Below are 23,051 nucleotides of genomic sequence, written 5' to 3'. Positions count from 1 at the left end.
GCTCAGTGTTCGTGCGTCTCCTCCGCGCCCGCCGCGTGGTGCGGCGGGTCGTATCCCGGGACCGTCCCGTCGGCCTTGGCGACCAGCAGCAGTCCGGCCATGCCCATGTCGGAGTGGCTCTGGACGTGGCAGTGGTACATCCAGGCGCCGGCTCCCACGTGTTCGCCCGCGATGATCTGGAAGCCGAAGGAGTCGGCGGGGCCGCAGATCTTCGTGTCGACGACGCGGCTGGGGTCGTCGGGGCCGGTGAGCAGGCCGGTTCTGTTGTCCGCCCAGCGGTGCCCGTGGATGTGGAACGTGTGGTAGTACTCACCGTGCGTGATCATGACGACCTCGACGCGATCGCCCACGGTGGCCTCGAAGTTCGGGCTCTCGTGGGCGGCCTTGTTGTTGATCGTCATGTCGTTGAAGACGATCGTGATCGTCTTGTCCGGCAGGACGTCGCCCTTGCGGCGCACGACGAGCGGCCCGTAGAGCCCCTTGCGGATGCCGCCGGTGCCGTGGTCGGTGCCGACGACGTGGTCGTGGTAGTGCCAGTAACCGGCGCTGCCCGCCTGCCAGGTGCCGTCCTTGCGGCGGCCGGGGGCGTGGGTGCGCCAGGTGTACGTACGGGTGCCGCCGGGTTCGACATGGCTGCGGTTCATGCGGGTGCCGTCGCTCGCGATGTCGTAGTCGACGCCGTGGACGTGGAGGCTGGCGTCGACGTCCGTGGTGTTCTCGAACTCGATGTGCAGCGTGTCGCCCTCGGTGATCTCGATGAGCGGCCCGGGGATCGACGCCTTGCCCTTCTCCAGCCCGTATCCGAGCTGTCCGTCAGCCAGCTTCTCGGCGTACAGCTTGAGATGGCGCACGGTCCCTCCGGCGGGGGCGGTCTTCGCCGGGTTCTCCGCGGAGGTGGCCTGCACCGCGCCGAGCGACATCGATGTCACGCCGGTGGCCGCCGCCACCCCTCCACCCACGAGCATCCGGCGGTTGAAGGTCCTTCGGTCCATGTCGAACTCCCCACTGCGAGAAGGAAACTGACGCACTGCTGCCTCGGACGGCCCACACCGTAGCCGGGGGGCCAGCGTTTATCCACACTCAGGACAAAGTTCGTTCGATTGCTGCTTTAGGTATTGGCGTGCCGCGAAAAGAGGTCTAGCTTCGTGCGCTGTCGCAGTGAGCTCAGAGGTGCGATGAGAGAGAAGTGACCGGAGAAGCGACCAAGAGGGGTGGGTGACCACATGCAGCGCACACCACATCACAGGTCCAGATCGCGTCGCGGCGTCGCGGCGGCCGTGGCGGCAGGCGCCCTGACCGCGTCCCTGCTCGGCGGCAACGCGGCCACCGCCAGTCCCTTTCCCGATCCGGGGCTGAAGGAGCGGGTGGCGACAACGTTGTCCCTGCCCACGCCGCCCGGCGGGGCCAATGTCAGGGTGCTGGTGTTCCACGCGTCGGCGGGCGAGGAGTCGCCGACCGTGGACGCGGGTATCGCGGCCATCGAGAAGATCGGACTCAGCGGGCCGGAGGCGGGGCGCTTCAAGACCGTCGCCACCGACGACGCCGCGGTCTTCACCAACGGCAAGCAGCTCGGCAGGTACAACGCGGTCGTCTTCCTGACCGGCGGCGGCGATGTGCTCGACCCCGAGCAGGAGGCGGGCCTGGAGGCCTACATGGAGGCCGGCGGCGGCTTCCTGGGCATCCATGACGCGGCGCGCACCGAACCGTACTCCGACTGGTTCACCGGACTGGTCGGCGCGCGTCCGACGGCGGACAGCCCGAAGAACGTCCAGCGTGCCACGGTGGAGATCGGCGACCGGCAGCACCCGGCGACGAAGAACCTCCCGCTGGAGTGGAAGCGCCCGGACACCTGGATGAACTGGAAGGACAACCCGTCCGGCGACGTCCACACCGTGGCCCGGGTGCGCGAGATCACGTACACCCCGGGCGCGAGCGCCAACGGCTGGGACCACCCGGTCTCCTGGTGCCGTGACTACGACGGCGGCCGGTCCTTCTACACCGCCATGGGCGGTACGGCCGCGAGCTTCGCGGAGACCGACTTCCGTGACCACCTGCGCGGCGCGCTCGCCTGGACGAGCAGGCTGTCGCAGGCCGACTGCAAGGCCACCATCGACTCCAACTACGCGGCCGAGCGGCTCACCCAGCCCAACCAGCCGGGACAGAACGACCAGATCGGCGAGCCGCACGGACTCGTCACCGCGAAGGACGGGCGGGTCTTCTACATCGGACGCGGCGGCGCGGACAGCAGTGTGCCCGTCGTGACCGACTGGAACGACCCGAACGTCGGCAAGGGCTCGGGCGAGATCCATGTGTACGACCCCGCGACCAAGAAGGTCACCCTCGCCGGCAAGCTGAGCGTCTTCGGCAACAAGGGCGGCGGCGACGAGCTGGTCAAGGTCGAGGAGGGCCTGCTCGGCATCGAGCTGGACCCGGACTTCGCCACCAACGGCTGGGTGTATCTGCACTACACCCCGCACGCGAAGATCGACCGGGACAAGCAGATGGCGGTACGCCAGGTCTCGCGCTTCACCTTCGACCCCGCCACGGACAAGCTGGACCTGGCTTCCGAGAAGGTGCTGCTGCACTGGCCGGTCCAGATCCACAGCTGCTGCCACGCGGGCGGCGGCATGGCGTGGGACTCGAAGGACAACCTCTACATCGCCACGGGTGACAACAACTCATCCGGCTTCAGCGACGGTTACTCGGGCAACAACCCGCAGCCGAACTACAAGGGCGTGTCGTTCGCCGACGCCCGCCGCACCGCGGGCAACACCAACAACCTCAACGGCAAGATCCTGCGCATCCACCCCGAGGACGACGGCACGTACACCCTGCCCGAGGGCAACCTCTTCACCGGCAAGGAGCCGGACGAGGGCGGCGGCAAGACCCGCGGCGAGATCTATGTGATGGGCGTGCGCAACCCGGCGCGCATCTCCGTCGACACGTCGACCGACACGCTGTACGCGGGCTGGGTCGGCCCGGACGCCGGCGCCCCCAGCACGACCTGGGGTCCCGCGAAGTACGACACGTTCGCGGCGATCACCAAGGCCGGCAACCACGGCTGGCCGTACTGCATGGGCAACAAGCAGCCCTACCGGGACCGCAATCTGCCCGACCCCTCCAAGCCGCTGGGCTGGTACGACTGCGACGCGCCGAAGAACGAGTCGCCGAACAACGACGGCCTGGTCAAGCTGCCGCCGGTGACCGGCAACACCATCTGGTACTCGCCCCAGGGCGGCGGCGTGGACTACCCGCGCGACGCGAACGGCATCCCCAGTTACAAGGTCGAGGACCAGAAGCAGCTCCTGCCCTGGCTCAAGGGCGGCGGCCAGGCCACGATGAACGGCCCGGTCTACCGCTACGACGCGTCGAGCACGAGCGAGGCGAAGTGGCCCTCGTACTGGGACGGGAAGTGGTTCGTCGGTGACTTCTACGACGACACCCAGCCGCGTCACGCCGTGCTCACCGACCCGAGGACGGTCGGCAAGGGCGGCCTGCCCACGCACGCCGAGTCCCTGAAGAAGATCATCCCGGTCGGCGCCGACGGCATCCGCAACCTCATGGACTGGAAGTTCGCCCCGGACGGCTCGCTCTACGTCCTGGACTACGGGCGTGGCTTCTTCACCTCCGACTCCAAGTCCGCGCTGTGGCGCGTGACCTACAAGGGCGGCGGCCCGACCCCGGCCGCCGCAGACCTGGCCAGGAAGGCGGCAGCGCAGTGAGACACCCTTCGCTCCTCGCGCGACGACGGCACGGGCCCGCACACTGGTGGCTCGCCCTGCTCGGCTCGTTCCTGATGGTCCTCGGGCTGACCTCGACGGCCGCGTACGGACGGGACGACGACCGGGCGACGGCCGCCGACCAGGTCCTCAACTGGACCGCCGGTGACCCCATCGACCACTATCTGACGGCGCCGAAGACCGCCGTGGCCGGCGCGGCGACCATCGTCTTCGAGAACAGCGCGGCCACGGGCAACACCACGGGTATGCCGCACACGCTGACCTTCAGCGTGTCGGACCCGGAGTTCAACAACGACGTACCGGTCAACATCCTGGCCAACCCGAGCGACAGCGAAGGCGGCAAGCACAGCGTCGAGGTCACCCTCACGCCCGGCCGGTACTTCTACCACTGCACGATTCCCGGCCACGGCTCGATGCAAGGCATCCTCACCGTGACGGAGGACGACGGCGGCGGTGAGGACACCGCGGCGCCCGAGACCTCGGCGAAGGTGGACGGCGACAAGAACGCCGACGGCGCGTACATCGGCCAGGCGACCGTCACCGTGGCCGCGACCGACGCGGGTTCGGGCGTCGACACCGTCGAGTACGCCGTCGGGGCCGACGGAGCCTGGCAGCCGTACACCGCGCCGGTCGTGGTGAACGAGGTGGGGACGCACACGGTCCGCTACCGCGCCACCGACAAGGCCGGCAACGCGGCGGCCGAGAAGTCCGTCGACTTCGCGGTGGCCGCGCCGCCGACGGACGACGAGACCCCGCCGGAGACCTCGGCGACCGTGTCGGGCGAGAAGGACGACACGGGTGCCTACCTCGGCATGGCCACGGTCACCGTGACCGCGTCCGACACCGGGTCGGGCGTCAACACCATCGAGTACGCCGTCGGGGCCGACGGAGCCTGGCAGCCGTACACCGCGCCCGTGATGGTCCACGAGGTGGGAACGCACACCGTCCGCTACCGCGCCACCGACAAGTCGGGCAACGCGGCCGCGGAGAAGTCCGTCGGCTTCACCGTCGTCGAGCCTCCGTCGCAGGACAAGACCCCGCCGGAGACCTCGGTCGCCGTGACGGGTGACAAGAACTCCGACGGCGCGTTCATCACCAGCGCCAGGGCCACGGTCACCGCGACCGACGCAGATTCCGGTGTGGACAAGGTCGAGTACTCCCTCGACGGCGGCCCGTACCTCGCGTACACCACGCCCGTGATCGTCGACCGCGTCGGCCGCCACACCTTCGCCCACCGGGCGACGGACAAGGCGGGCAACACCTCGGAGGCCAAGCAGTCCTCGTTCACCATCGCCGAGAGCGGCGGGGTGCCCGCGCCCAACTGCCCGGAGTACGACGTACGGCTCACGGTCATCGTCGGCACCGTGGACACCGGCGTTCCCAACCGGATCACCGGCAACCGCTGCACCGTCAACGAGCTCATCGAGGACGAGAAGGACTGGTCCTCGCACGCGCTCTTCCTCAAGCACGTAGACAAGGTCCTGGACAAGCTGCTGGCCGACGGGGTCATCGACGCCCGTGAGCACAAGAAGATCTACAGGGCGGCCAAGCAGTCCGGCATCGGCAAGCCGGGCCAGGACGAGGGGTACCGCAAACTCTTCGACGGCACCGCCGAGTCCCTCGCCAAGTGGGAGCAGGTCGGCGGCGGGAAGTTCGGGCTGAACACGGAGGACGGCTCGATCACCAGCTCCACCACCGTGGACGGCATGGGGATGCTCTGGTTCCCGGCCCGGCAGTACGGGGACTTCTCGCTGAAGCTCCAGTGGCGGGACGACGCCCCCGGGGCCGGCAACGCCAACGGCGGGGTCTTCGTCCGGTTCCCGGACGTCCACGACCACCCGGAGGAGTCACGTCCGGAGTGGGTCGCCATCAAGTACGGCCATGAGATCCAGGTCAACGACCGGCCCGACGGCGACATGTACAAGACCGGGTCCCTGTACGGCTTCGACCGGGTCGGCCTCGGCGGCGCCGGGGTCACTCCCAAGGGCACCTGGAACGACTACGAGGTCAAGGTCGTGGACCAGCACTACTCGGTCTACCGCAACGGTGTCCTGATCAACGAGTTCGACAACACCGGCGGGCAGCTCTTCGAGCCTCCGCGGGGTGACGACCCGGGCACCGACGGGCGGCGCTACGCCTCCGGCTACATCGGGCTCCAGGTCCACAGCACCACGGACGTGATCTCGTACCGCGACATCCGGATCAAGGAGTTGTAGGGGCGAGGCACACTCAGGTGGCCGCGGCCGCGTGCTCCGGCACGCGGTCGCGGCCTCCGGGGTGCCGGTGGCGCCACACCCAGAAGACCGTGCAGGAGACCAGCGCCCAGGCGGCCAGCACCAGATACGGGAAGACGTACTGATGGCCCTGGTAGTAGACGGCGGTGTGCTGGGCGTTGACCGAGGCGCCGGGCGGCAGCCAGCGCCCGATGTGGCCGAGGAGCGAGGGCAGCAGCGGCCAGGACACCGCGCCGCCGGACGAGGGGTTGCCCAGCAGAACCATGACACCCCAGGTCGGGATCATCGCCCAGCGTCCCATGAGGGTGTTGAACATCGTGAAGACCATGCCCGACGTGAACATCGTGAACGCCAGGATGAGCCAGGACTGGACGAACGGCAGATCGAGCGCGCCGAGCCCCCAGTCCACGACGGCGGCGATGGCGAAGCCGCCGAGCAGCGCGTAGCCGAGCGTGAACAGGATGCGCTCCAGCGGCAGCAGGGCACGGGCGTGCACGCTGAGCTGGATCGCTCCGACGAATCCGATGATGACGGCGGCGAGCGAGATGTAGAAGAGGGCGAGACCGCGCGGGTCGCCCTTCTGGAGCGGCTTGGCGTCCTCGACCGTGAGCGGGACGCCGATCGTGTCGGCCACCTTCACCCCGGTCTCGCCCAGGAGCTGGGCGACGGTGGCCCCGGAGGCTCCGGCGACCTGCATCATCACGCCGTCGCCCTTGCTCCGCAGGATCGCGAACACCCTCTGCTCGTTCATCGCCGCGTCGGCCTGTGCCATGTCCGGGTACCTGTGGAGTTCGAGCGAGGCGTCGAGCGCCTCCTCCATCTCCTTGACGAACTCGGCGGCGTAGGGCGTCCTGGAGCCTTCGAGGACGGCGACCGGGATGCGGTGCGGCGTCGGATTGGCCATCGCATAGGTGTACGAACCCGCGAAGAGCCCCGCCGCTGCCGCGAGGATGAAGAGCAGGACCGTCGCGGGGAAGAAGGGCGAGTCCTTGTACGTCTGCCACTTCTCCCGCCGGGTCGGCGGCCTCCCGTGCGCCCCGTGCGCCGCGCGTCCGCCCTGCGTCCCGTGCTCGCCGTGGGCCCCCTGCTCGCCCTGCGCCTCGTGCTCGCCCTGGGCTCCGTGTGCGCCGTCGGCCCGCTCGCTCATGCCCCGTCGCCGTCGCCGTCGCCGTCGTCCCGGCGGGCCCGGCTGGGCTGTACGCGCTTGGGCTCGCCCGGCATCTTGGGGTACTCCGGCGGGTAGGGCAGGTCACCGAGCTTGTGCTCGTGCTCGTCCCGCCGCGCCAGTTCGAGCAGCTGGTCGAGCCGGAAGGCGTGGTCGTCCATGTCGGCGTGCAGATCGCCCACCTCCGCGTACCGCGCGGGCATGCTCCGCAGGTCGAAGTCGCGGGGTTCCGCGTCGTCGATCTCGTCCCAGCGCAGCGGCGCGGAGACCGGGGCGTGCGGGAAGGGGCGTACGGAGTAGGCGGAGGCGATCGTGCGGTCGCGGGCCGTCTGGTTGTAGTCGACGAAGATCCGCTCGCCCCGCTCCTCCTTCCACCAGGCGGTGGTCACCCGTTCCGGCATCCGGCGCTCCAGCTCCCGTCCCACGGCGATGGCGGAGCGTCTGACCTGGGTGAAGGTCCACTCCGGGACGAGGGGGACGAAGACATGGATGCCGCGCCCGCCGGAGGTCTTGGGCCAGCCGCGCAGTCCGTTCTCCTCCAGGACGGAGCGGAGCTCGTGGGCCGCCCGTACCGCGTCCTTGTAGTCGGTGCCGGGCTGCGGGTCGAGGTCGATGCGCAGCTCGTCGGGGTGGTCGGTGTCGGCCCTGCGCACCGGCCAGGGGTGGAAGGTCAGGGTGCCGAGGTTGGCGGCCCACAGCACCGCGCCGAGTTCGGTGGGGCACATCTCGTCGGCATGCCTGCCGCTGGGGAACTCGATCCGGGCGGTGGGGGTCCAGTCGGGGAGGTTCCTGGGCGCGCGCTTCTGGTAGAAGAACTCGCCCTGGACCCCGTCGACGAAGCGCTGGAGAGTGGTGGGGCGCTCGCGCAGGGCGCGGAGGATTCCGGGCCCCACCGCCTGGAAGTAGTCGGCCACGTCCTTCTTGGTGTAGCCCTTCTCCGGGAAGTACACCTTGTCCGGGTTGGACAGCCGGACGGCCCGCCCGTCCACGTCCAGTTCCACCGCTGCTCCTGCTCCCATGTCGGACACCGTAGGCCGGGACCACATATGCCGCATATCGGAGGACGTGCTCCGTACGGTGGGCGAGAATCGGGGCATGGACCTGCCGGTGATGCCTCCCGTGAAGCCGATGCTCGCCAAGTCCGTGAAGCGGATTCCGCCCGGGATGCAGTACGAGGCGAAGTGGGACGGCTTCCGGGCGATCGTGCACCGGGACGGCGACGAGGTGGTGATCGGGAGCCGGACGGGGAAGCCCCTGACCCGCTACTTCCCCGAGGTGGTCACCGCCGTACGGGAGAATCTCCCCCGGCGCTGTGTGATCGACGGCGAGATCGTCCTGACGTACGAGGGGCGGCTGGACTTCGACCGGCTGAGCGAGCGCATCCATCCGGCCGATTCCCGGGTGCGGATGCTGGCCGGGCGGACCCCGGCGAGTCTCGTCGCCTTCGACATCCTCGCCCTGGACGACTCCTCGCTTCTCGCCACCGTGCAGACGGAACGGCGGGCCGTCCTGGAAGGTGCGCTGGCAGGCGCGTCGGCACCCGTCCACCTCGCCCCGTCCACCACGGACCAGGCGCTCGCGCGGGAGTGGTTCGAGCGGTACGAGGGCGCGGGGCTGGACGGTGTGGTCGCCAAACCGCTCGATCTGCCGTACCGGCCGGACACCCGCGCGATGTACAAGATCAAGCACGAGCGGACCGCCGACTGCGTGGTGGCGGGCTACCGCTTCCACAAGAGCGGCCCTGTGGTCGGCTCCCTGCTGCTCGGTCTGTACGACTCCGGGGGCGTCCTCCAGCACGTGGGGGTGTGCGCGGCGTTCCCGATGAAGCGGCGCGCCGAACTGATCGAGGAGCTGGACCCGTTGCGCATCGACCCCGCCGGCCACCCGTGGGCGGCCTGGGCGGATGCCACGGCACACGAGGGGTCACGGCTGCCGGGTGCGCCGAGCCGCTGGTCGGGCAAGAAGGACCTGTCCTGGGTGGCCCTCGCGCCGGAGCGGGTCTGCGAGGTGGCGTACGACCACATGGAGGGCGATCGCTTCCGTCACACGACCCAGTTCCGGCGGTGGCGGCCGGACCGCACCCCCTCCGGCTGCACCTATGCGCAGCTGGAGGAAGTGGTGCGGTACGACCTGGCCGAGGTGCTCGACGCCGGCTGACCCGTCAGGCGCTGGGGGTGGGGGCGGGCGTGGCGCAGGGATCGTCGGTCGGCGCGTCCGTGGGCGTCGTGGCGTCGGCCTCCGCGGTGGGTGTGGGGCAGCCGGGGCCGGTGGTGCCGGGCTCCGGGTCGGGGGTGGGGTCCGTGGTGCTGGGTTCCGGGTCCGGTGTCGTGGTGGGGTCCGGGGTGGTCGTCGGGTCGGGCGTGCTGGTATCGGTGGGATCGGGGTCCGGGCCCGGGCCCGGGTCCGTGGGTGTCGGGGTGGCGCTCGGGCCGGGAGTGCCGGTCCCCGAGGGCGTCGGGGTCGGCGAGGCGGAGGGGCCCGGTGTGCCGCCGGGTTGCGGGCCGATGATGATTCCGCCGCCACCCTTGCCGGGGTCGCTCGGGCTGCCCGGTCCTCCGACCGGGGCCTTCGGCGCGTTGGGGCTTCCCGCACCGGGGCTCTTCGGGATCACGCCCTTTCCGTCGGCGACGGGGTGGGCGCCCTTGCGGTAGAACTCCAGCCAGGACAGGACCGTACGCAGATAGGTGTCCGAGTGGTTGTAGCTGAGGATCGCCCGGTCCAGGTCCGACCGTACGGAGAGGTCGCGGGTTCCGGCGCACAGGTAGTGACCGGCGGCGAGGGACGCGTCGACGATGTTGCCGGGGTCCTTGCGACCGTCGCCGTTGCCGTCCGCGCCCCAGTGCGCCCAGGTCGAGGGGATGAACTGCATGGGCCCGACGGCCCGGTCGTAGCGCGTGTCGCCGTCGTAGGCCCCGCCGTCGGTGTCCGGGATGTTGGCGAAGCCCGCGCCGTTCAGCACGGGGCCGAGGATCGGTGTGAGGGTGGTGCCCGCGGTGTCCACCCGTCCCCCGCTCGCGTGGCCGGACTCGACCTTGCCGATGGCCGCGAGTAACTGCCAGGACAGACGGCAGCCGGGGTCGCTGCGGCCGATGGCTCTCTCCGCGTTGCGGTAGGCGGCCAGGACCGTGGAAGGGATGCCCGCCTCCGCCCAGGACCGTGCGACGGCGGGGGCCGGTTTCCGCGGCCCGGTGGTCTTCGGCGGCTCCGGTGACTCCAGCGGCGGCAGCTCGGTGTGGTAACTGTCGTCGTTCGGCACCTCGGTCCAGACGACGTCGTCCGATGCCACGTTCTTCGTGCTGTCGGCGGTGCCTCCGAGTGCGAGGCCCGGGGCCTGGGACGCGGTGAGCGCCGCCATGGCGGCGACCGCGGTGGCCGTGCCGGTGAGTCCGCGGCGCATGGTTCCGTCGAACCTCATGTGTCCTCCCTCTCCTGGGTCATCGCGCGAACGTGTCGATGGCCGCGATCCGCCAGGTGTCACCGCGGCGAACGGCGTCCACGGCGAACATGGCCGCCGCGTAGGTCGTCTCCTCCTCCTTGCCGGTGCGGGTGTTGCTCTGGTCGGCGAAGACCAGCAGCCGGGCGCGGTCGCCGTCCAGCACCTCCACGCCGCTCTGGGTGACGGTCGTGGTGAGGACGAGCTTCTGCTTCGGCGCCTGTGCGCGTACCTCGGCGAGCATGTCCTCGTGCTGCTGGACCGCCTTGCCCGTCAGGTACCTCCTCGCGGCCGTGTCCGCTTTCTCCGGCGAGGCGTAGTCGTAGGAGAAGACCGCGCCGACGGCCTCGGTGATCTGTCCCTTGACCTCGCTGGTGCGGCCGATGTCGGTGAGCGCCGTGTTCTGCCGGCTCGGCTCGTCCCGCAGCGTCCCGGCCGAGGTGAACGACCAGGCGGCGAAGGCGCCGAGGAGCAGGGTCGCGGCGCAGAGGACGGCGGGCAGCCTGATGCGGAGGCTGGGCAGCCGCTTGCGCGGAGGGGCGTCCTTCTCCTCCGCCGCGGGTTCCTCCTCGGCCCGGGGCGGGTCCACGGCCTCGGGTGCCCAGGCTTCCGTCTCCTCTGCGGGGGCCGTGGCCGTCCGGGGCGGGGCGGTGGCCGCGGCGACGGTGGCGAGCCTGCGGCGGCGGTTGACGAGGTGTCGGGTGGTCGACATGTCGGTGGTCCTCTCGGAGGCGGGGCGCTGGGCGGGAAGGGCGGGCGCGGTCAGCCGCCGGTGCTGCCGACGGGCGCCTGACCGAGGGCGCTGAGCTTCCACCCCTCCGAGGTGCGGGTGAGCTGCCCGAGCATCCGGCTCTCCTTGACCGCGGGTTCGCCCTCGGGCGCGGTCACGGTGACCCGGAGCGCCACCATCACTCCGGCCTTGCCCGCCCGGTCGTCCAGCTCCGTCACCGCTCCGGACAGGACCTTGGCGGTGCTGACGGTCCTGGCCTCCTCGATCTGCTTGACGAACGCGTCGCGGCCATCGACGAGTTGCCGGTGCAGGTCACCGGTGGTGGAGTCCTCCCAGCTGTCCAGACCGTCGGCGAGCTTCGCGTGGTCGAGGGTGTTCATGTTCTGCACGGCCTGCTCCCCCGCCGCCAGCGCGTCGTCGCGGGCCTGCGCGTAGGCCGCCGATGCGTCGTGCGCGGCGTCGTAGCGCGACCAGCCGCCCCATCCCGCGGCGACGGCCGCCACGGCCGTCAGCGCGACCGCCGCCGCCCGCAGCGGATTCGTCGTCGTCCGTACCCGTGCCATTGGTGCCTCTCCCCTACCTGGAGGTGATGTCGACGATCCGCCAGTGCCCGCCGCGCAGTTCCGCCGTGACGGACAGCTGGGCCGCCGCCGTGGTGGCGGCCTTCCCCTCGCGCTCGTAGACCTGGTCGAGGAAGACGAGGAGGTGGGCGCTGCTGCCGCTGAGCCTGGTGACCCCGGCGCGTACGGCCTGGGTGGTGAGCGTCAGCTTCTGGTCCGCCGCCTGCTTCTCGACCTGGCCGAACAGGGCCGCGTACTGCTGGAGCGCCTCGCCCGCGAGCAGTTGCTTCGCCGACTCCTTCGTCGCGGCGGTGGCCCCCGGGCTGTACGAGAAGACCTTGCCCAGCGCGCTGCTCACATCGCCCGCGACCCGGGTGGTCGCCTCGGAGTCGGTCAGCGCAAGGTTGGAGGTGGCCGGGGTGTCGCGCAGCCGCTGCCCCTGGACGAAGAGTGCTCCGCCCGCGCCCAGCAGGACGAAGGCCAGCACCGCGGCGAGGACGCGCGTCCACCGCCGGGGCTCGGGGCCGTCCGCCGGTCCGTGGTCCGTCTCCGGAGAGGGATCCGTCTCCGGGGCGGAGTCCGTTTCCGGTCCGTGGTCCGTCTCCGGGGCGGAGTCCGCAAGGGCCTCCGTCGTCGCCGTGCTCTGCTTCATGAGCCGCTCCCGACCGGCAGTGCGTCAAGTGCCTTGATCTTCCAGCCGTCCCCGGTCCGGGCAAGGGTCGCCTCGAAGCGTTTGCGTTCCGTGCCGCCCTTGCCGGTGCGCGGGGTGACCTCGACGTCGACGGTCGCGATGAGCGCCGCCGTTCCGGCGCGGTCGTCGAGCGCGGTCAGGGCCGCGTCGGTGACCTTGCCCCGCGCGGTGGCGCCGGACTCGGTGAGTTCGCCCGCGTCCTTCTTCCGCGAGCTCTCCAGCCGGTCGTGCAGCGGTCCGGTCGAGGCGGCGAGCCAGGCGGTCAGCCCGGACTTCACGCTCGCGGCGCTCCTGCCGTCCATGCTGGTCAGCCGGGTGAGGTGCCGCTTGCCGTCGGCGAGCGCGGCGTCACGGCTCTTCGCGTACGCCAGGGTGTCGTCGCCGCGCGCTCCGGCGTACGACCACGCGCCGAGCGCGCAGACCAGTACGGCGGCGAGCAGTCCGGCCCAGCCGAGCCCCGTCCTCGTGCGCCTGTCCATCACTCGCCTCCCAGGCCGAGCAGTCCGGCCATCCCGCCGGCGCGCGGCCCGGCGGTGTCCCCGGTGGTGCCGCGTGCGTCGGGGAGGAGCCCCGAGCCGGGCTCGAACGGTTCGGGCACGGGGCCGCCGCTGGGTGCGTTGGCGCTGCCCCTGACGTTGATCCCGCTGCCGGGTGAGGAGGCGCAGCGTGCCTTGGTGTTGACGGCGGGGGGCGTCGAGAGGTCGGTGCCCACGCGGTAGGTGGTGCCGCCGTATCCGGAGGTGCAGGGCAGGGGTTCGAAGAAGGTGACCGACATGCCGAACCTCGCTCCGTCGGCGTCGATGGCGCTCGCGCCCGCCGCAGCGACGGCGGGGACCTTCACGAGGAGTTCCTCCAGCCCGCGCTGCCGGGTGACGGCGACCTCGGAGGTGGTGAGGAGGTTGGCGACGACCACGCCGAACGCGGGGTCGAGGTCGCGCAGCAGCCCGCTGATCTGTTCGGTGGCGCCGGGGGCCGCCGCGATGAGCCGGCGCAGGTCGGTGTCGGATCCCTTGAGCTCGGCGGCGAGTTCCCTGGCCCCGGAGGCGAAGCCCTTGAGCGCTTCGCCCTGTTCGGCCTGGGTGCGCAGCACGGTCTCGCCGTCGGCCATCAGTTTCGTGGTCGTCGGCAGTGCCTCGTCGGCGGCCTGGACGAACTCGCTGCCGGTGTCCAGCAGGACCTGGAGGTCGTCGCCACGCCCCTCGAACGCCGCGCCGAACTCGTCGACGACCGTGCGCAGGGCTTCCGCGTCCACGGACTTCGTCAGGTCGTTGACACTGGTGAGGACGTCGGTGACCGGTGCGGGAATGGTCGTGTCGGCCTGGTCGATGACGGAGCCGTTCTCCAGGAAGGGGCCGTCCGAGCGGGTGGGCCGCAGGTCGATGTACTGCTCGCCGACCGCGGAGAGGCTGGCGACGACGGCACGCAGGCCGTCCGGGATGCGGGGTGCGTCGTTCTTGATGCGCAGTTCGGCCTCGACGCCCTCGTCGGTGAGCTCGATGGGGCCGACCCTGCCCACGGACACGCCCCGGTAGCTGACGTTGGAGTGGGTGTACAGGCCGCCGGTCTGCGGCAGTTGGACCGTGACGGTGTAGTAGTCGCGCATCCCGACGTAGTGGCCGAGGTCGGCGTACCGCACTCCGAGGAAGCCGAGGACGAGTACGGCGATGACGAGGAAGGCGATGTTCTTGAGCCTGACGGCGAGCGTGATCATCAGCCGGTGCCCTCCGTTCCTGACGTGGTGACGGAGGGGAGCGGCAGGGGCAGCGCCGTCTTCGGCTTCCGCGCCGTGCCGGGCTCCGTGGGCTCGGTGAGCGCGGGAATGATCTGCGTGCCGGGCAGGGCGGTCACATCCAGGTAGACGTTGAGGTAGTCGCCCTTCACCCCGCGCAGCACCTCGTCGGTGAACGGGTAGGTGAGCAGCACCTGGAGGGAGTCGGGCAGGTCGTTGCCGGAGTCCGCGAGTGCGGTGAGCGTGGGGGCGATGGCCTTGAGGTCGGCGATCATGTCCGCCTTGCTCTTGTTGATCGTGTCGACGGCGACGGTGGAGAGCGAGTCGAGCGAGCGGAGCATGGTCATGAGCGAACCGCGCTGCTTCTCCAGGACCTTCAGTCCGGGGCTGAGCCCGGTGAGGACGGTGCCGACGTCCTGTTTACGGGTGGCGAGGGTGGCTGCGAGCCGGTTGACGCCGTCGAGCGCCTGGGTGATGTCCTCCTTGTGGGCGTCCAGGTCGGTCACGAGGGTGTCGACCCGCGTCAGCATCGAGCGGATCTGGGGTTCCTGTCCGGCGAGCGCCTTGTTGAGCTCGGTGGTGATGGTCTTGAGCTGGCTGACCCCGCCGCCGTTGAGCAGCATCGACAGGGCGCCGAAGACCTCTTCGACCTCGGGGTTGCGGTTGGTGCGGGAGAGCGGGATGCGGTCGCCGTCGCTGAGTGCGCCCTCGGCGGTGCCGGAGGCCGGGGCCGAGAGCTGGACGAACTTCTCGCCGAGGAGGCTGGACTGTTCGAGGTGGGCGTAGGCGTTGGCGGGCAGTTCGATCGTGCCGTTGACGCGCATGGTGACCTTGGCGGTCCAGCTGCCCGGTGTGAGGGAGATCCTGGTGACCCGTCCCACGGCGACGTCGTTGACCTTGACGGACGACTGGGGTGCGAGGCTGAGGACGTCCCCGAACTCGGCGGTGATCTCGTACGGGTGGTCGCCGAGGTCGGCCCCGCCGGGCAGCGGCACCTGGTCGATGCCCCCGAGCGAGGGCAGGCCGACGGTCGTGGCCACGAGCACGAAGCCGACGCCCGCGGCGACCAGGGCGCCGAGGCCCGTGACCGCGCGGGTGCCGGGTCTGCGCAGGGCGGGGCTCATTCGGTCGCCTCCTTCTTCTGCTGGGTGCCGGTCTTCTCCGGGGTGCCGTAGACGGTGCCGACCGGGGGCAGCGGCAGGACGGGCAGTGCCTTCTGCCGGGCGGTGTCCACCGGCGCCAGCCCTTCCGGTCCGGCCGCGGACCCTGGTTCGGTGAGCGGTCCGCCCATCGACAGCTCGTTGAGATTCGTGCGCCCGTTGAGGGTGCGGTTCGCCGGGTCGTAGGCGTTGAGCACATTGCCCGCAGCGAGGGGCAGTGTGTCGAGCGACTCGGCGAGCGAGGCGCGCTGGTCGACGAGGGTCTGGGTGAGGGGCACCAGGAGGTCCACGTTCTTCTTGAGCGCGCCCCGGTTCTTCTGGATGAAGGCCTTGACCTGGCCGAGCGCCTTGCTCAGCTCCGTGAGTGCCGCGCTGAGGTTCTCCTTGTCGTCGGCGAGGAAGCCGGTGACGGAGTTCAGCTGCTGCTCGGCGGCGCGCACGTTGCCGTCGTTGTCCTTCAGCATGGTGGTGAAGGTCTGGAGATAGGACAGCGTGTCGAAGAGGTTGCCGCTGCTCCTGTCCAGCGTCTTCGTGGCCTTGCCGAACTGTTCGACGGAGTCCCCGATCGCCTTTCCGTTGCCGTCGAGGTTCTTGGCGCCGGTGTCGAGCAGCTCCGAGAGCGCCCCGTCCGCGTTGGCCCCGTCCGGGCCGAGCGCCGTGGAGAGCTCGGTGATCGACTCGTACAGCTGGTCGACCTCGATGGGCGTGGCGTTGGCCGCCGCCGGCAGGACGGCGTCGTCCTTCAGCCTCGCTCCCCCGGTGTAGGCCGGGGCGAGCTGTACGTACCGGTCGGCAACCAGGCTGGGGGCGACGACGACGGCATGCGCGTCCGCGGGGACCTCGACGCCCTTGTCGAGCTTCAGGGTGACCCGGACCTCCTTGCCGCGCGGCTGCACGGACTCGACGGTGCCGACCTTGACTCCGAGGATGCGCAGGTCCGATCCGGCGTACACGCCTGTCGCCTGGTCGAAGTGGGCGGTGATGGTGGTCTTCCCCTGGTCGTCCATGGCCATCACCCCCGAGGTGGCGGCGACGGCCACGACGGCGAGACCTGCGCCGATGCCGATGATGCGGGTGCGTCTCATGTCAGCGCCCTCCCTGCTTCGGCGGCATGCAGTCGCCACCGGCCGGAGGTGTGCCCGCCGGCAGGTAGCTCTTCGGGACGACACCGCAGACGTAGTTGTCGAACCAGCGGCCGTTGCCGAGCGTGTTGCCGACCAGCCGGTTGTAGGAACCCGCCAGGGACAGCATCTTGTCGAGGCTCTTGCGGTTCTTCACGAGGACCGCGGTGACCCGGCCGAGCGAGTCCAGGGTCGGCTTCAGCTGCTTGTCGTTGTCCTTGACGAGGCCGGTGAGCTGGGTGCCGAGGTCCCGGGTCCCGGTGAGCAGCAGGTGGATGGAGTCGCGCCGGGCCTGGATCTCGCCCAGCAGCAGATTGCCGTCCTCCAGCAGGGTCTCGAAGCTGCTCTTCCTGCTCGCGAGGGTCTTGGTGAGCTGTTTGCTGCCCTTGAGGAGGGTGGCGAGCTGGGCGTCCCGCTGGGACACGGTCCTCGACAGCGCGGAGAGTCCGTCCGCCGCGCTGCGCACGTCGGGCGGGGAGTCCTTGAAGGTCTCGGAGATCGTCTCGAAGCTCTGGGCGAGCCGGGCGGTGTCGATCTCCTCGATGGTGTCGCCGAGTCCGTTGAACGCCTGGGTGACGTCGTACGGGGATGTGGTGCGGCTCGCGGTGATGCGGGAGCCCGGGTCCTGCGGGGCGTCGCCCAGCGGGTCGACGGCGAGGTACTTGTCGCCCAGGAGTGTCTTGATGGCGATTCCGACGGTGGAGGAGTTCCCGATCCAGGCGTCCCGGACCTTGAAGTCGACCTTGACCTTGGCGCCGTCGAGCGAGACGCCGGTGACCTCGCCGACCTTCACTCCGGCGATGCGGACCTCGTCGCCCTCGCCGAGCCCCGCCGACTCGGTGAAGTCGGCGCTGTAGGTGGTGCCCCCGCCGATGAAGGGCAGGGCGTCCGCGCGGTAGGCGGCGAGGCCCACGAGGGCCAGGACGAGGAGTCCGACGATGCTGACGGCGACCGGGTTGCGTTCGCGTACGGGCTTGATTCTCATGCCTGGCACCTCGGTTGGGCGATCGTGATGCCGGTGGGCGGAGCACTGCCGTCCTCGGTCGTCACACCGCTGACCCTGGCCTCGCAGAGGTAGAGGTTGAGCCATGACCCGTAGGAGGTGAGGCGGGTGATCGCCTCCATCTTGGCGGGGGTCTTCCTCAGGAAGCTCTCGATCGTGGGCGCGTTCTTGTCCAGCCGGTCGGTGAGGCGTCCGAGCTGGGCGATGTCGTCCTTCAGTGGCCCCCGTCCGTCCTGGAGGAGGCCGGCGGTGACGGTGGTGAGCGCGCCCATCGCGGTGACCGCCTCACCGAGCGGTTCGCGGTCGCCGGCGAAGCCGGTGACGAGCTTCTGGAGGGTGACGACGAGTTCGTCGAAACCCGCCTCGCGGTCGTTGACGGTCTTCAGGACCGTGTTGAGGTTCTTGATCACCTCGCCGATCACCTTGTCCTTGGCCGCGACGGTGCCGGTCAGCGATCCGACGTGGGAGAGGATGCTGTCGACGGTGCCGCCCTCGCCCTGGAGGACCTGGACGATCGATCCGGCGAGCTGGTTGACGTCTGGTGGCGACAGTCCCTCGAAGAGCGGCTGGAAGCCGTTGAAGAGCTGGGTGAGGTCGAGCGCGGGTGTGGTGCGTGAGAGCGGGATGGTGGCTCCCGACCTGAAGCTCTCGCCGACGGGCCCGGCGCCCTGGTCGAGGTCGATGTAGCGCTGGCCGACCATGTTGAGGTACTTGATCGACGCGGTCACCGACGCGGGCAGCTTGCGCCCCTTGCGGACGGCGAATCCGACCTCGGCCAGCCGCTTGTCGGCGACCTCGATGGACTCGACCTGCCCGACCTTGACCCCGGCGATCCGTACGCTGTCGCCGACGACGAGCCCTGTGGCATCGGTGAACCTCGCCTTGTACGAGGTGGTGTCGCCTACATCCGTACTGGCGATGGACAGGCCCAGGACGGTGGTGGCCAGGACGGTCACCACGACGAAGACGATCGACTTCACGAGAGGTCCCGTGAGGGAGCGGCGCTTCACTTGAGCTTCACCTCCGCACCGCGGAACGCGGGACCGATGAGCACGCTGCTCCAGTCGGGCAGGGTCTCGGGCCGGATCTTCAGGGAGGGGGCGACCAGTTCGTTGACGAGCCGGCTCTCCTCGGGCGAGTTGGGCATGCCGAGCGCCCTCTCCCCGGACTCCTGGGCCTCCCCTTCGGGCGTGCCGGTGTCCGTGGTGGGAGCGGACCGCACATCGGCGGTCGGCACCGTCCTTCCGGTGTAGGGCACCGAGTAGCAGTGCGGGCCGCCGGTCGCGCCGTACACCGGGGTGTCCTTCCCGGCCACGTACTTGCCCTTGGACTCCACGGGCCTGAGGGTGACGTGGAGTCCGGGCCGGTCGGTGCCCTTGCCGAGCGCCTTGTCCATGGCGGGGACGAACCCCGCCATCGTGCGCAGGGTGCAGGGGAAGGCGTCCGAGTACTCCGCGAGGAGTTCCAGCGTCGGGCGGCCCGAGGCGGAGAGGTGGATGAGGTTGTCCTTGTTCTTGCGCAGGAAGGAGGTGACGTCCTGGGCGGAGGCGGTGGTGGAGCCGTACAGACCGGCGAGTTCCGCCTGCTGTTCGGCGATGGTTCCGCTGGTGGTGGTGAAGTCGGTGAGCGCGTCCAGGACATCGGGTGCGGCGTCGGCGTAGAGCGTGCTGACCTTGACGAGTTCCTTGATGTCCGCGTTGAGCGTGGGGAGTTGCGGGTTGAACTCCTTGAGGTGCGCGTCGAGGGTGACCAGGGTGTCGCCGAGCTTGTCGCCCCGTCCTTCGAGCGCCTGGGACACGGCGCCGAGGGTGGCGGCGAGCTTCTCCGGCTTGACGGCGGTCAGCATCGGCAGGACGTTGTCGAGGACCTCCTCCAGCTCGATGGCGTTGGCCGAGCGGTCCTGGGGGATCACCGCGCCCGCCCTCAGTGCCCGTGCGGACGGCACCGCCGGCGGCACGAGGGCGACGAACCGCTCGCCGAAGAGTGTGGTGGGCAGCATCTGGGCGGTGACGTCGTCGGGTATCTGCCCGAGCCTGTCCGGCTGGATGGCGAGGGTGAGGCGCGCCCCGTCCCCCTCGGCCGCGATGTCGCGCACCTGGCCGATGACGACACCGCGCAGCTTCACATCGGCGTTGTCGTGCATCTCGTTGCCGACGCTGCCGGTGCGCACGGTCACGGTGGCGGTCTCCGTGAAGTCCTTCTCGTACACGGACACCGACAGCCATACGAGCATGGCGGGCACGAGCACGAAGGCCACTCCCGCGAGTCTGCGGCGCGCCGTCTGCGCCGTCGGAGAAGGCATCAGCCGGCCACCTTCACAGTTGTTGTCGCGCCCCAGATGGCGAGCGAGAGGAAGAAGTCGGTGACGCTGATGAGCACGATGGCGTTGCGCACCGAGCGGCCCACGGCCACGCCCACGCCGGCCGGGCCGCCGGTGGCGTGGAAGCCGTAGTAGCAGTGGGCGAGGATCACCAGGACGCTGAAGATCAGCACCTTGAGCACCGACAGCAGCACGTCGTCCGGGGAGAGGAAGAGATTGAAGTAGTGGTCGTAGGTGCCCGCCGACTGCCCGTTGAACAGCACGGTGACGTAGCGGGACGCCACGTAGGAGGAGAGCAGCCCGATCGCGTACAGCGGGATGATGGCGACGACGCCCGCGATGATCCGTGTGGTGACGAGGTAGGGCATGGAGCGCACGCCCATCGCTTCCAGGGCGTCGACCTCCTCGTTGATCCGCATCGCGCCGAGCTGGGCGGTGAATCCCGCGCCGACGGTCGCGGAGAGCGCGAGGCCCGCGACGAGTGGAGCGATCTCGCGGGTGTTGAAGTACGCGGAGATGAAGCCGGTCAGGGCTGAGGTGCCGATCTGGTCGAGGGCGGCGTACCCCTGGAGGCCGACGACCGTGCCGGTGGCGAGGGTCATCGCGATCATCACACCGATGGTGCCGCCGATGACCCCCAGGCCACCGCTGCCGAAGGCGACCTCGGCGAGCAGCCGCTGCACCTCCTTGAGGTAGCGGCGCAGGGTCCGGGGGATCCAGATCAGTGCCCGTACGTAGAAGGTGAGTTGCTCACCCGAGCGGTCGAGCCAGCCGAGCATCGACATCGGTCAGCCCCCCTTCGGGGGGACGATCTGGAGGTAGACCGCCGTGATGATCATGTTCACGAGGAACAGGAGCAGGAAGGTGATGACGACGGACTGGTTGACCGCGTCGCCGACGCCCTTCGGGCCGCCGCGGGGGTTGAGCCCTCGGTAGGCGGCGACGATGCCGGCGATGAAGCCGAAGATGAGGGCCTTGAGCTCGCCGACGTACAGGTCGGGGAGCTGGGCCAGGGCGGAGAAGCTGGCGAGGTAGGCGCCGGGGGTGCCGTCCTGCATGATCACGTTGAAGAAGTAGCCGCCGAGCGTGCCGACGACGGATACCAGGCCGTTGAGCAGGACGGCGACGAACATGGTGGCCAGGACGCGCGGCACGACGAGGCGCTGGATGGGCGAGACGCCCATGACCTCCATGGCGTCGAGCTCCTCGCGGATCTTGCGGGAGCCCAGGTCGGCACAGATGGCCGAGCCCGCCGCTCCGGCGATCAGCAGGGCGACGATGAGCGGGCTGGCCTGCTGGATGACCGCGAGGACGCTGGCGCCGCCGGTGAAGGACTGGGCGCCCAGCTGCTCGGTGAGGGAGCCGACCTGGAGGGCGATGACGGCGCCGAAGGGAATCGAGACCAGGGCCGCGGGCAGGATGGTGACACTGGCGACGAACCAGAACTGCTCGATGAACTCCCGTACCTGGAAGGGGCGTCGGAATACGGCCCGGGCGACGGCGAGGGCGAGGGCGAAGAGCTGCCCGGTCTGGCGCAGCGGGGCGAGGAGCCGGGAGGGCGGTCGCTGTCCGGGGGGCTCCGGCGTCTTCTCGGCGGCCGGAGCGGGTGGCCGCACGGGCAGTGGTGCCGTCATCGGCGCCCACCGTCCAAGGTCGGCGTGTAGCTGTTCATGATGGCCGTACGGGCGGCCTCCGGCAGCTGGCCCATCATGGAGATGACCCGCTCCCGGCGCCGCAGGGCCGCCTGCCGTACGGGCATCCCGGGCGAGGGCTCCAGCTGCGGGACGACGGAGCGGGGGCCCGTGGCGTATCCGTGGCCGTTCGTCTGCTCGGCTGCGAGGGTGGCCGCGTCCTTCTCCTCCGACATGCCGATGGGGCCCTCGCGGCGCCCGGCGAGGAACTGCGAGACCACGGGCATGTCGCTGGTGAGCAGCACCTCGCGCGGCCCGAAGGTGACGAGGTTGCGGCAGAACAGCATGCCCATGTTGTCCGGGACGGTGGCCGCGATGTCGAGGTTGTGGGTGACGATGAGCATCGTCGCGTCGATCTGCGCGTTGAGATCGATGAGCAGCTGCGAGAGGTAGGCGGTGCGCACCGGGTCGAGTCCGGAGTCCGGTTCGTCGCAGAGGATGATCTGCGGGTCCAGGACGAGGGCGCGGGCGAGGCCGGCCCGCTTGCGCATACCGCCGGATATCTCGCCCGGCAGCTTTCCCTCCGCGCCGAGCAGTCCGACGATGTCGATCCGCTCCATGACGATGCGCCGGATCTCCGACTCCTTCTTGCGGGTGTGTTCGCGCAAGGGGAAGGCGATGTTGTCGAAGAGGGACATCGAGCCGAAGAGGGCGCCGTCCTGGAACATGAGCCCGAACAGCTTCCGGGTCTCCATGATTTCCCGCTCGGGGCTGTTCACCATGTCGACGCCGTTGATGAGCACACGGCCTTTTTCCGGCTTCAGCAGTCCGATGATGGATTTCAGGAACACGGTCTTCCCGGTGCCGGAAGGGCCGAGCATGACGCTCACCTCACCGGCCGGCAGCGTGAGACTGACGTCCTGCCAGATGTTCTGCTTGCCGAAGGATTTCGTCAGGCCTTCGACGACTACTTCGATTCCCATCGGCCCTCCCTCGAAGTGGTGGTGAACGACGTCATCTGTCTGCGCTCCGGCTCCGGTACGTGCAACGACGGCTTGTCACACATGCACCAGGAGGCGCACGTTATGTCCGTCGAAACCGCCAGGACAAGCCGTTGAGCAGCGGAAATCGCCGGATGTCGATCTCGGTGCGGATCACTTGTCACCGAATGACAACCCCGCTCGGCGGGTTTGTCGGAAACTGCGCAAGCTCTCCGGGTGCACCGGGGTCCCGCGGCCCAGGGGGGCCGGAGCCACGGGACCCCGGGGGTGGAAGTCGTCCACCTCCGGCGGAAGGTCCGGGGCCGGATGAACTCCCGGCGGAATCCCGGTTCAAGAGGGCTCGACCAGGACTCCACGTACGTCGAACAAGCAGGTACGGAGGTGTTTCCCAGCTGCTCAGACGGGACGCTACGGGCCAGTAACCTAAGTCCGCAATAGCACTTCACGAACTTTCTCCGAGGTAATTGCGCAGCCCCGTTTTCTTGTGTCCCGATGAGTAATCGGCGCGCGAAACCTGTCGAAAAGTGAGGGAC

Annotated in this window: 20 protein-coding genes; 3 read left to right on the top strand and 17 right to left on the bottom strand. The window is 69.9% G+C overall.

The features are described 5' to 3' along the window. Window positions 1–2 precede the first annotated feature (2 nt). On the bottom strand, window positions 3–992 hold the full coding sequence (locus tag ACWCQM_RS32835; RefSeq protein WP_450918716.1) for a multicopper oxidase domain-containing protein: 990 nt from the start codon (window positions 990–992) through the stop codon (window positions 3–5). 231 nt (window positions 993–1,223) lie between these two features. Here ACWCQM_RS32835 and ACWCQM_RS32830 point away from each other — a divergent pair, with 231 nt between their 5' ends. Then, window positions 1,224–3,722, top strand: a complete 2,499-nt coding sequence (locus ACWCQM_RS32830; RefSeq protein ID WP_450918715.1) for a ThuA domain-containing protein — start codon at window positions 1,224–1,226, stop codon at window positions 3,720–3,722. Next, a complete protein-coding gene (locus ACWCQM_RS32825) occupies window positions 3,719–5,956 on the top strand; it encodes an OmpL47-type beta-barrel domain-containing protein (protein WP_450918714.1) in 2,238 nt (745 codons plus the stop codon). The genes ACWCQM_RS32830 and ACWCQM_RS32825 overlap by 4 nt, the downstream gene beginning before the upstream one ends. 13 nt (window positions 5,957–5,969) lie before the next feature. Here the strand turns inward: ACWCQM_RS32825 and ACWCQM_RS32820 are convergent, their stop codons facing one another. Both ACWCQM_RS32820 and ligD read right to left on the bottom strand, forming a co-directional pair. Beyond that, window positions 5,970–7,121, bottom strand: a complete 1,152-nt coding sequence (locus ACWCQM_RS32820) for an ABC transporter permease (protein WP_450918713.1) — start codon at window positions 7,119–7,121, stop codon at window positions 5,970–5,972. Continuing rightward, a complete protein-coding gene (gene ligD / locus ACWCQM_RS32815) occupies window positions 7,118–8,140 on the bottom strand; it encodes a non-homologous end-joining DNA ligase (protein ID WP_450918761.1) in 1,023 nt (340 codons plus the stop codon). The genes ACWCQM_RS32820 and ligD overlap by 4 nt, the downstream gene beginning before the upstream one ends. Before the next feature lie 94 nt (window positions 8,141–8,234). Between ligD and ACWCQM_RS32810 the strand changes: the two genes are divergently transcribed. Then, window positions 8,235–9,296, top strand: a complete 1,062-nt coding sequence (locus tag ACWCQM_RS32810; protein ID WP_450918712.1) for an ATP-dependent DNA ligase — start codon at window positions 8,235–8,237, stop codon at window positions 9,294–9,296. Window positions 9,297–9,300: 4 nt separating this feature from the next. Here ACWCQM_RS32810 and ACWCQM_RS32805 read toward each other — a convergent pair whose 3' ends face one another. The 14 genes from ACWCQM_RS32805 to ACWCQM_RS32740 are packed head-to-tail and all read right to left on the bottom strand — an operon-like array spanning window position 9,301 to window position 22,500. Beyond that, entirely contained in the window at window positions 9,301–10,554 is a 1,254-nt protein-coding gene (locus tag ACWCQM_RS32805; protein WP_450918711.1) for a lytic murein transglycosylase, read from the bottom strand. Between the two features lie 19 nt (window positions 10,555–10,573). Further along, entirely contained in the window at window positions 10,574–11,284 is a 711-nt protein-coding gene (locus ACWCQM_RS32800; RefSeq protein ID WP_450918710.1) for a hypothetical protein, read from the bottom strand. A 50-nt stretch (window positions 11,285–11,334) separates the two neighbouring features. Next, complete coding sequence (locus ACWCQM_RS32795) at window positions 11,335–11,865, bottom strand: nuclear transport factor 2 family protein (RefSeq protein WP_450918709.1); 531 nt, start codon at window positions 11,863–11,865, stop codon at window positions 11,335–11,337. Between the two features lie 13 nt (window positions 11,866–11,878). After that, window positions 11,879–12,514 (bottom strand): hypothetical protein, encoded by a 636-nt coding sequence (locus ACWCQM_RS32790; protein WP_450918708.1) that lies wholly within the window; start codon window positions 12,512–12,514, stop codon window positions 11,879–11,881. After that, window positions 12,511–13,032 (bottom strand): hypothetical protein, encoded by a 522-nt coding sequence (locus ACWCQM_RS32785; protein ID WP_450918707.1) that lies wholly within the window; start codon window positions 13,030–13,032, stop codon window positions 12,511–12,513. Before ACWCQM_RS32785 ends, ACWCQM_RS32790 begins: the two co-directional genes overlap by 4 nt. After that, window positions 13,032–14,264, bottom strand: a complete 1,233-nt coding sequence (locus ACWCQM_RS32780; protein WP_450918706.1) for an MCE family protein — start codon at window positions 14,262–14,264, stop codon at window positions 13,032–13,034. Before ACWCQM_RS32780 ends, ACWCQM_RS32785 begins: the two co-directional genes overlap by 1 nt. Next, window positions 14,264–15,406, bottom strand: coding sequence for an MCE family protein (locus ACWCQM_RS32775; protein ID WP_450918705.1), 1,143 nt, complete (start codon window positions 15,404–15,406; stop codon window positions 14,264–14,266). Before ACWCQM_RS32775 ends, ACWCQM_RS32780 begins: the two co-directional genes overlap by 1 nt. Then, window positions 15,403–16,527 (bottom strand): MCE family protein, encoded by a 1,125-nt coding sequence (locus ACWCQM_RS32770; RefSeq protein WP_450918704.1) that lies wholly within the window; start codon window positions 16,525–16,527, stop codon window positions 15,403–15,405. The genes ACWCQM_RS32775 and ACWCQM_RS32770 overlap by 4 nt, the downstream gene beginning before the upstream one ends. 1 nt (window position 16,528) lies before the next feature. Beyond that, the gene (locus ACWCQM_RS32765) at window positions 16,529–17,548 is read right to left on the bottom strand and encodes an MCE family protein (protein WP_450918703.1); all 1,020 of its coding nucleotides are present in this window, start codon (window positions 17,546–17,548) and stop codon (window positions 16,529–16,531) included. Next, a complete protein-coding gene (locus tag ACWCQM_RS32760) occupies window positions 17,545–18,576 on the bottom strand; it encodes an MCE family protein (RefSeq protein ID WP_450918702.1) in 1,032 nt (343 codons plus the stop codon). The genes ACWCQM_RS32765 and ACWCQM_RS32760 overlap by 4 nt, the downstream gene beginning before the upstream one ends. Next, window positions 18,573–19,868: an MCE family protein gene (locus tag ACWCQM_RS32755; protein WP_450918701.1), complete on the bottom strand. Its 1,296-nt coding sequence runs from the start codon at window positions 19,866–19,868 to the stop codon at window positions 18,573–18,575. The genes ACWCQM_RS32760 and ACWCQM_RS32755 overlap by 4 nt, the downstream gene beginning before the upstream one ends. Continuing rightward, entirely contained in the window at window positions 19,868–20,671 is an 804-nt protein-coding gene (locus ACWCQM_RS32750; RefSeq protein WP_450918700.1) for an MlaE family ABC transporter permease, read from the bottom strand. Before ACWCQM_RS32750 ends, ACWCQM_RS32755 begins: the two co-directional genes overlap by 1 nt. Before the next feature lie 3 nt (window positions 20,672–20,674). After that, entirely contained in the window at window positions 20,675–21,520 is an 846-nt protein-coding gene (locus ACWCQM_RS32745; RefSeq protein ID WP_450918699.1) for an MlaE family ABC transporter permease, read from the bottom strand. After that, entirely contained in the window at window positions 21,517–22,500 is a 984-nt protein-coding gene (locus tag ACWCQM_RS32740) for an ABC transporter ATP-binding protein (protein ID WP_450918698.1), read from the bottom strand. Before ACWCQM_RS32740 ends, ACWCQM_RS32745 begins: the two co-directional genes overlap by 4 nt. Window positions 22,501–23,051 lie beyond the last annotated feature (551 nt).

This window comes from Streptomyces sp. NPDC002125, assembly GCF_053593715.1.
This window is presented reverse-complemented; position numbering and strand designations above follow the sequence as displayed.

Coding starts and splice junctions, on each gene's coding strand:
- ACWCQM_RS32785 (WP_450918707.1), bottom strand. CDS start 13,032: ATGGACAGGCGCACGAGGACGGGGCTCGGCTGGGCCGGACTGCTCGCC.
- ACWCQM_RS32835 (WP_450918716.1), bottom strand. CDS start 992: ATGGACCGAAGGACCTTCAACCGCCGGATGCTCGTGGGTGGAGGGGTG.
- ACWCQM_RS32800 (WP_450918710.1), bottom strand. CDS start 11,284: ATGTCGACCACCCGACACCTCGTCAACCGCCGCCGCAGGCTCGCCACC.
- ACWCQM_RS32770 (WP_450918704.1), bottom strand. CDS start 16,527: ATGAGACGCACCCGCATCATCGGCATCGGCGCAGGTCTCGCCGTCGTG.
- ACWCQM_RS32830 (WP_450918715.1), top strand. CDS start 1,224: ATGCAGCGCACACCACATCACAGGTCCAGATCGCGTCGCGGCGTCGCG.
- ACWCQM_RS32775 (WP_450918705.1), bottom strand. CDS start 15,406: ATGAGCCCCGCCCTGCGCAGACCCGGCACCCGCGCGGTCACGGGCCTC.
- ACWCQM_RS32790 (WP_450918708.1), bottom strand. CDS start 12,514: ATGAAGCAGAGCACGGCGACGACGGAGGCCCTTGCGGACTCCGCCCCG.
- ACWCQM_RS32765 (WP_450918703.1), bottom strand. CDS start 17,548: ATGAGAATCAAGCCCGTACGCGAACGCAACCCGGTCGCCGTCAGCATC.
- ACWCQM_RS32820 (WP_450918713.1), bottom strand. CDS start 7,121: ATGAGCGAGCGGGCCGACGGCGCACACGGAGCCCAGGGCGAGCACGAG.
- ACWCQM_RS32795 (WP_450918709.1), bottom strand. CDS start 11,865: ATGGCACGGGTACGGACGACGACGAATCCGCTGCGGGCGGCGGCGGTC.
- ACWCQM_RS32810 (WP_450918712.1), top strand. CDS start 8,235: ATGGACCTGCCGGTGATGCCTCCCGTGAAGCCGATGCTCGCCAAGTCC.
- ACWCQM_RS32745 (WP_450918699.1), bottom strand. CDS start 21,520: ATGACGGCACCACTGCCCGTGCGGCCACCCGCTCCGGCCGCCGAGAAG.
- ACWCQM_RS32780 (WP_450918706.1), bottom strand. CDS start 14,264: ATGATCACGCTCGCCGTCAGGCTCAAGAACATCGCCTTCCTCGTCATC.
- ACWCQM_RS32755 (WP_450918701.1), bottom strand. CDS start 19,868: ATGCCTTCTCCGACGGCGCAGACGGCGCGCCGCAGACTCGCGGGAGTG.
- ACWCQM_RS32740 (WP_450918698.1), bottom strand. CDS start 22,500: ATGGGAATCGAAGTAGTCGTCGAAGGCCTGACGAAATCCTTCGGCAAG.
- ACWCQM_RS32750 (WP_450918700.1), bottom strand. CDS start 20,671: ATGTCGATGCTCGGCTGGCTCGACCGCTCGGGTGAGCAACTCACCTTC.
- ACWCQM_RS32805 (WP_450918711.1), bottom strand. CDS start 10,554: ATGAGGTTCGACGGAACCATGCGCCGCGGACTCACCGGCACGGCCACC.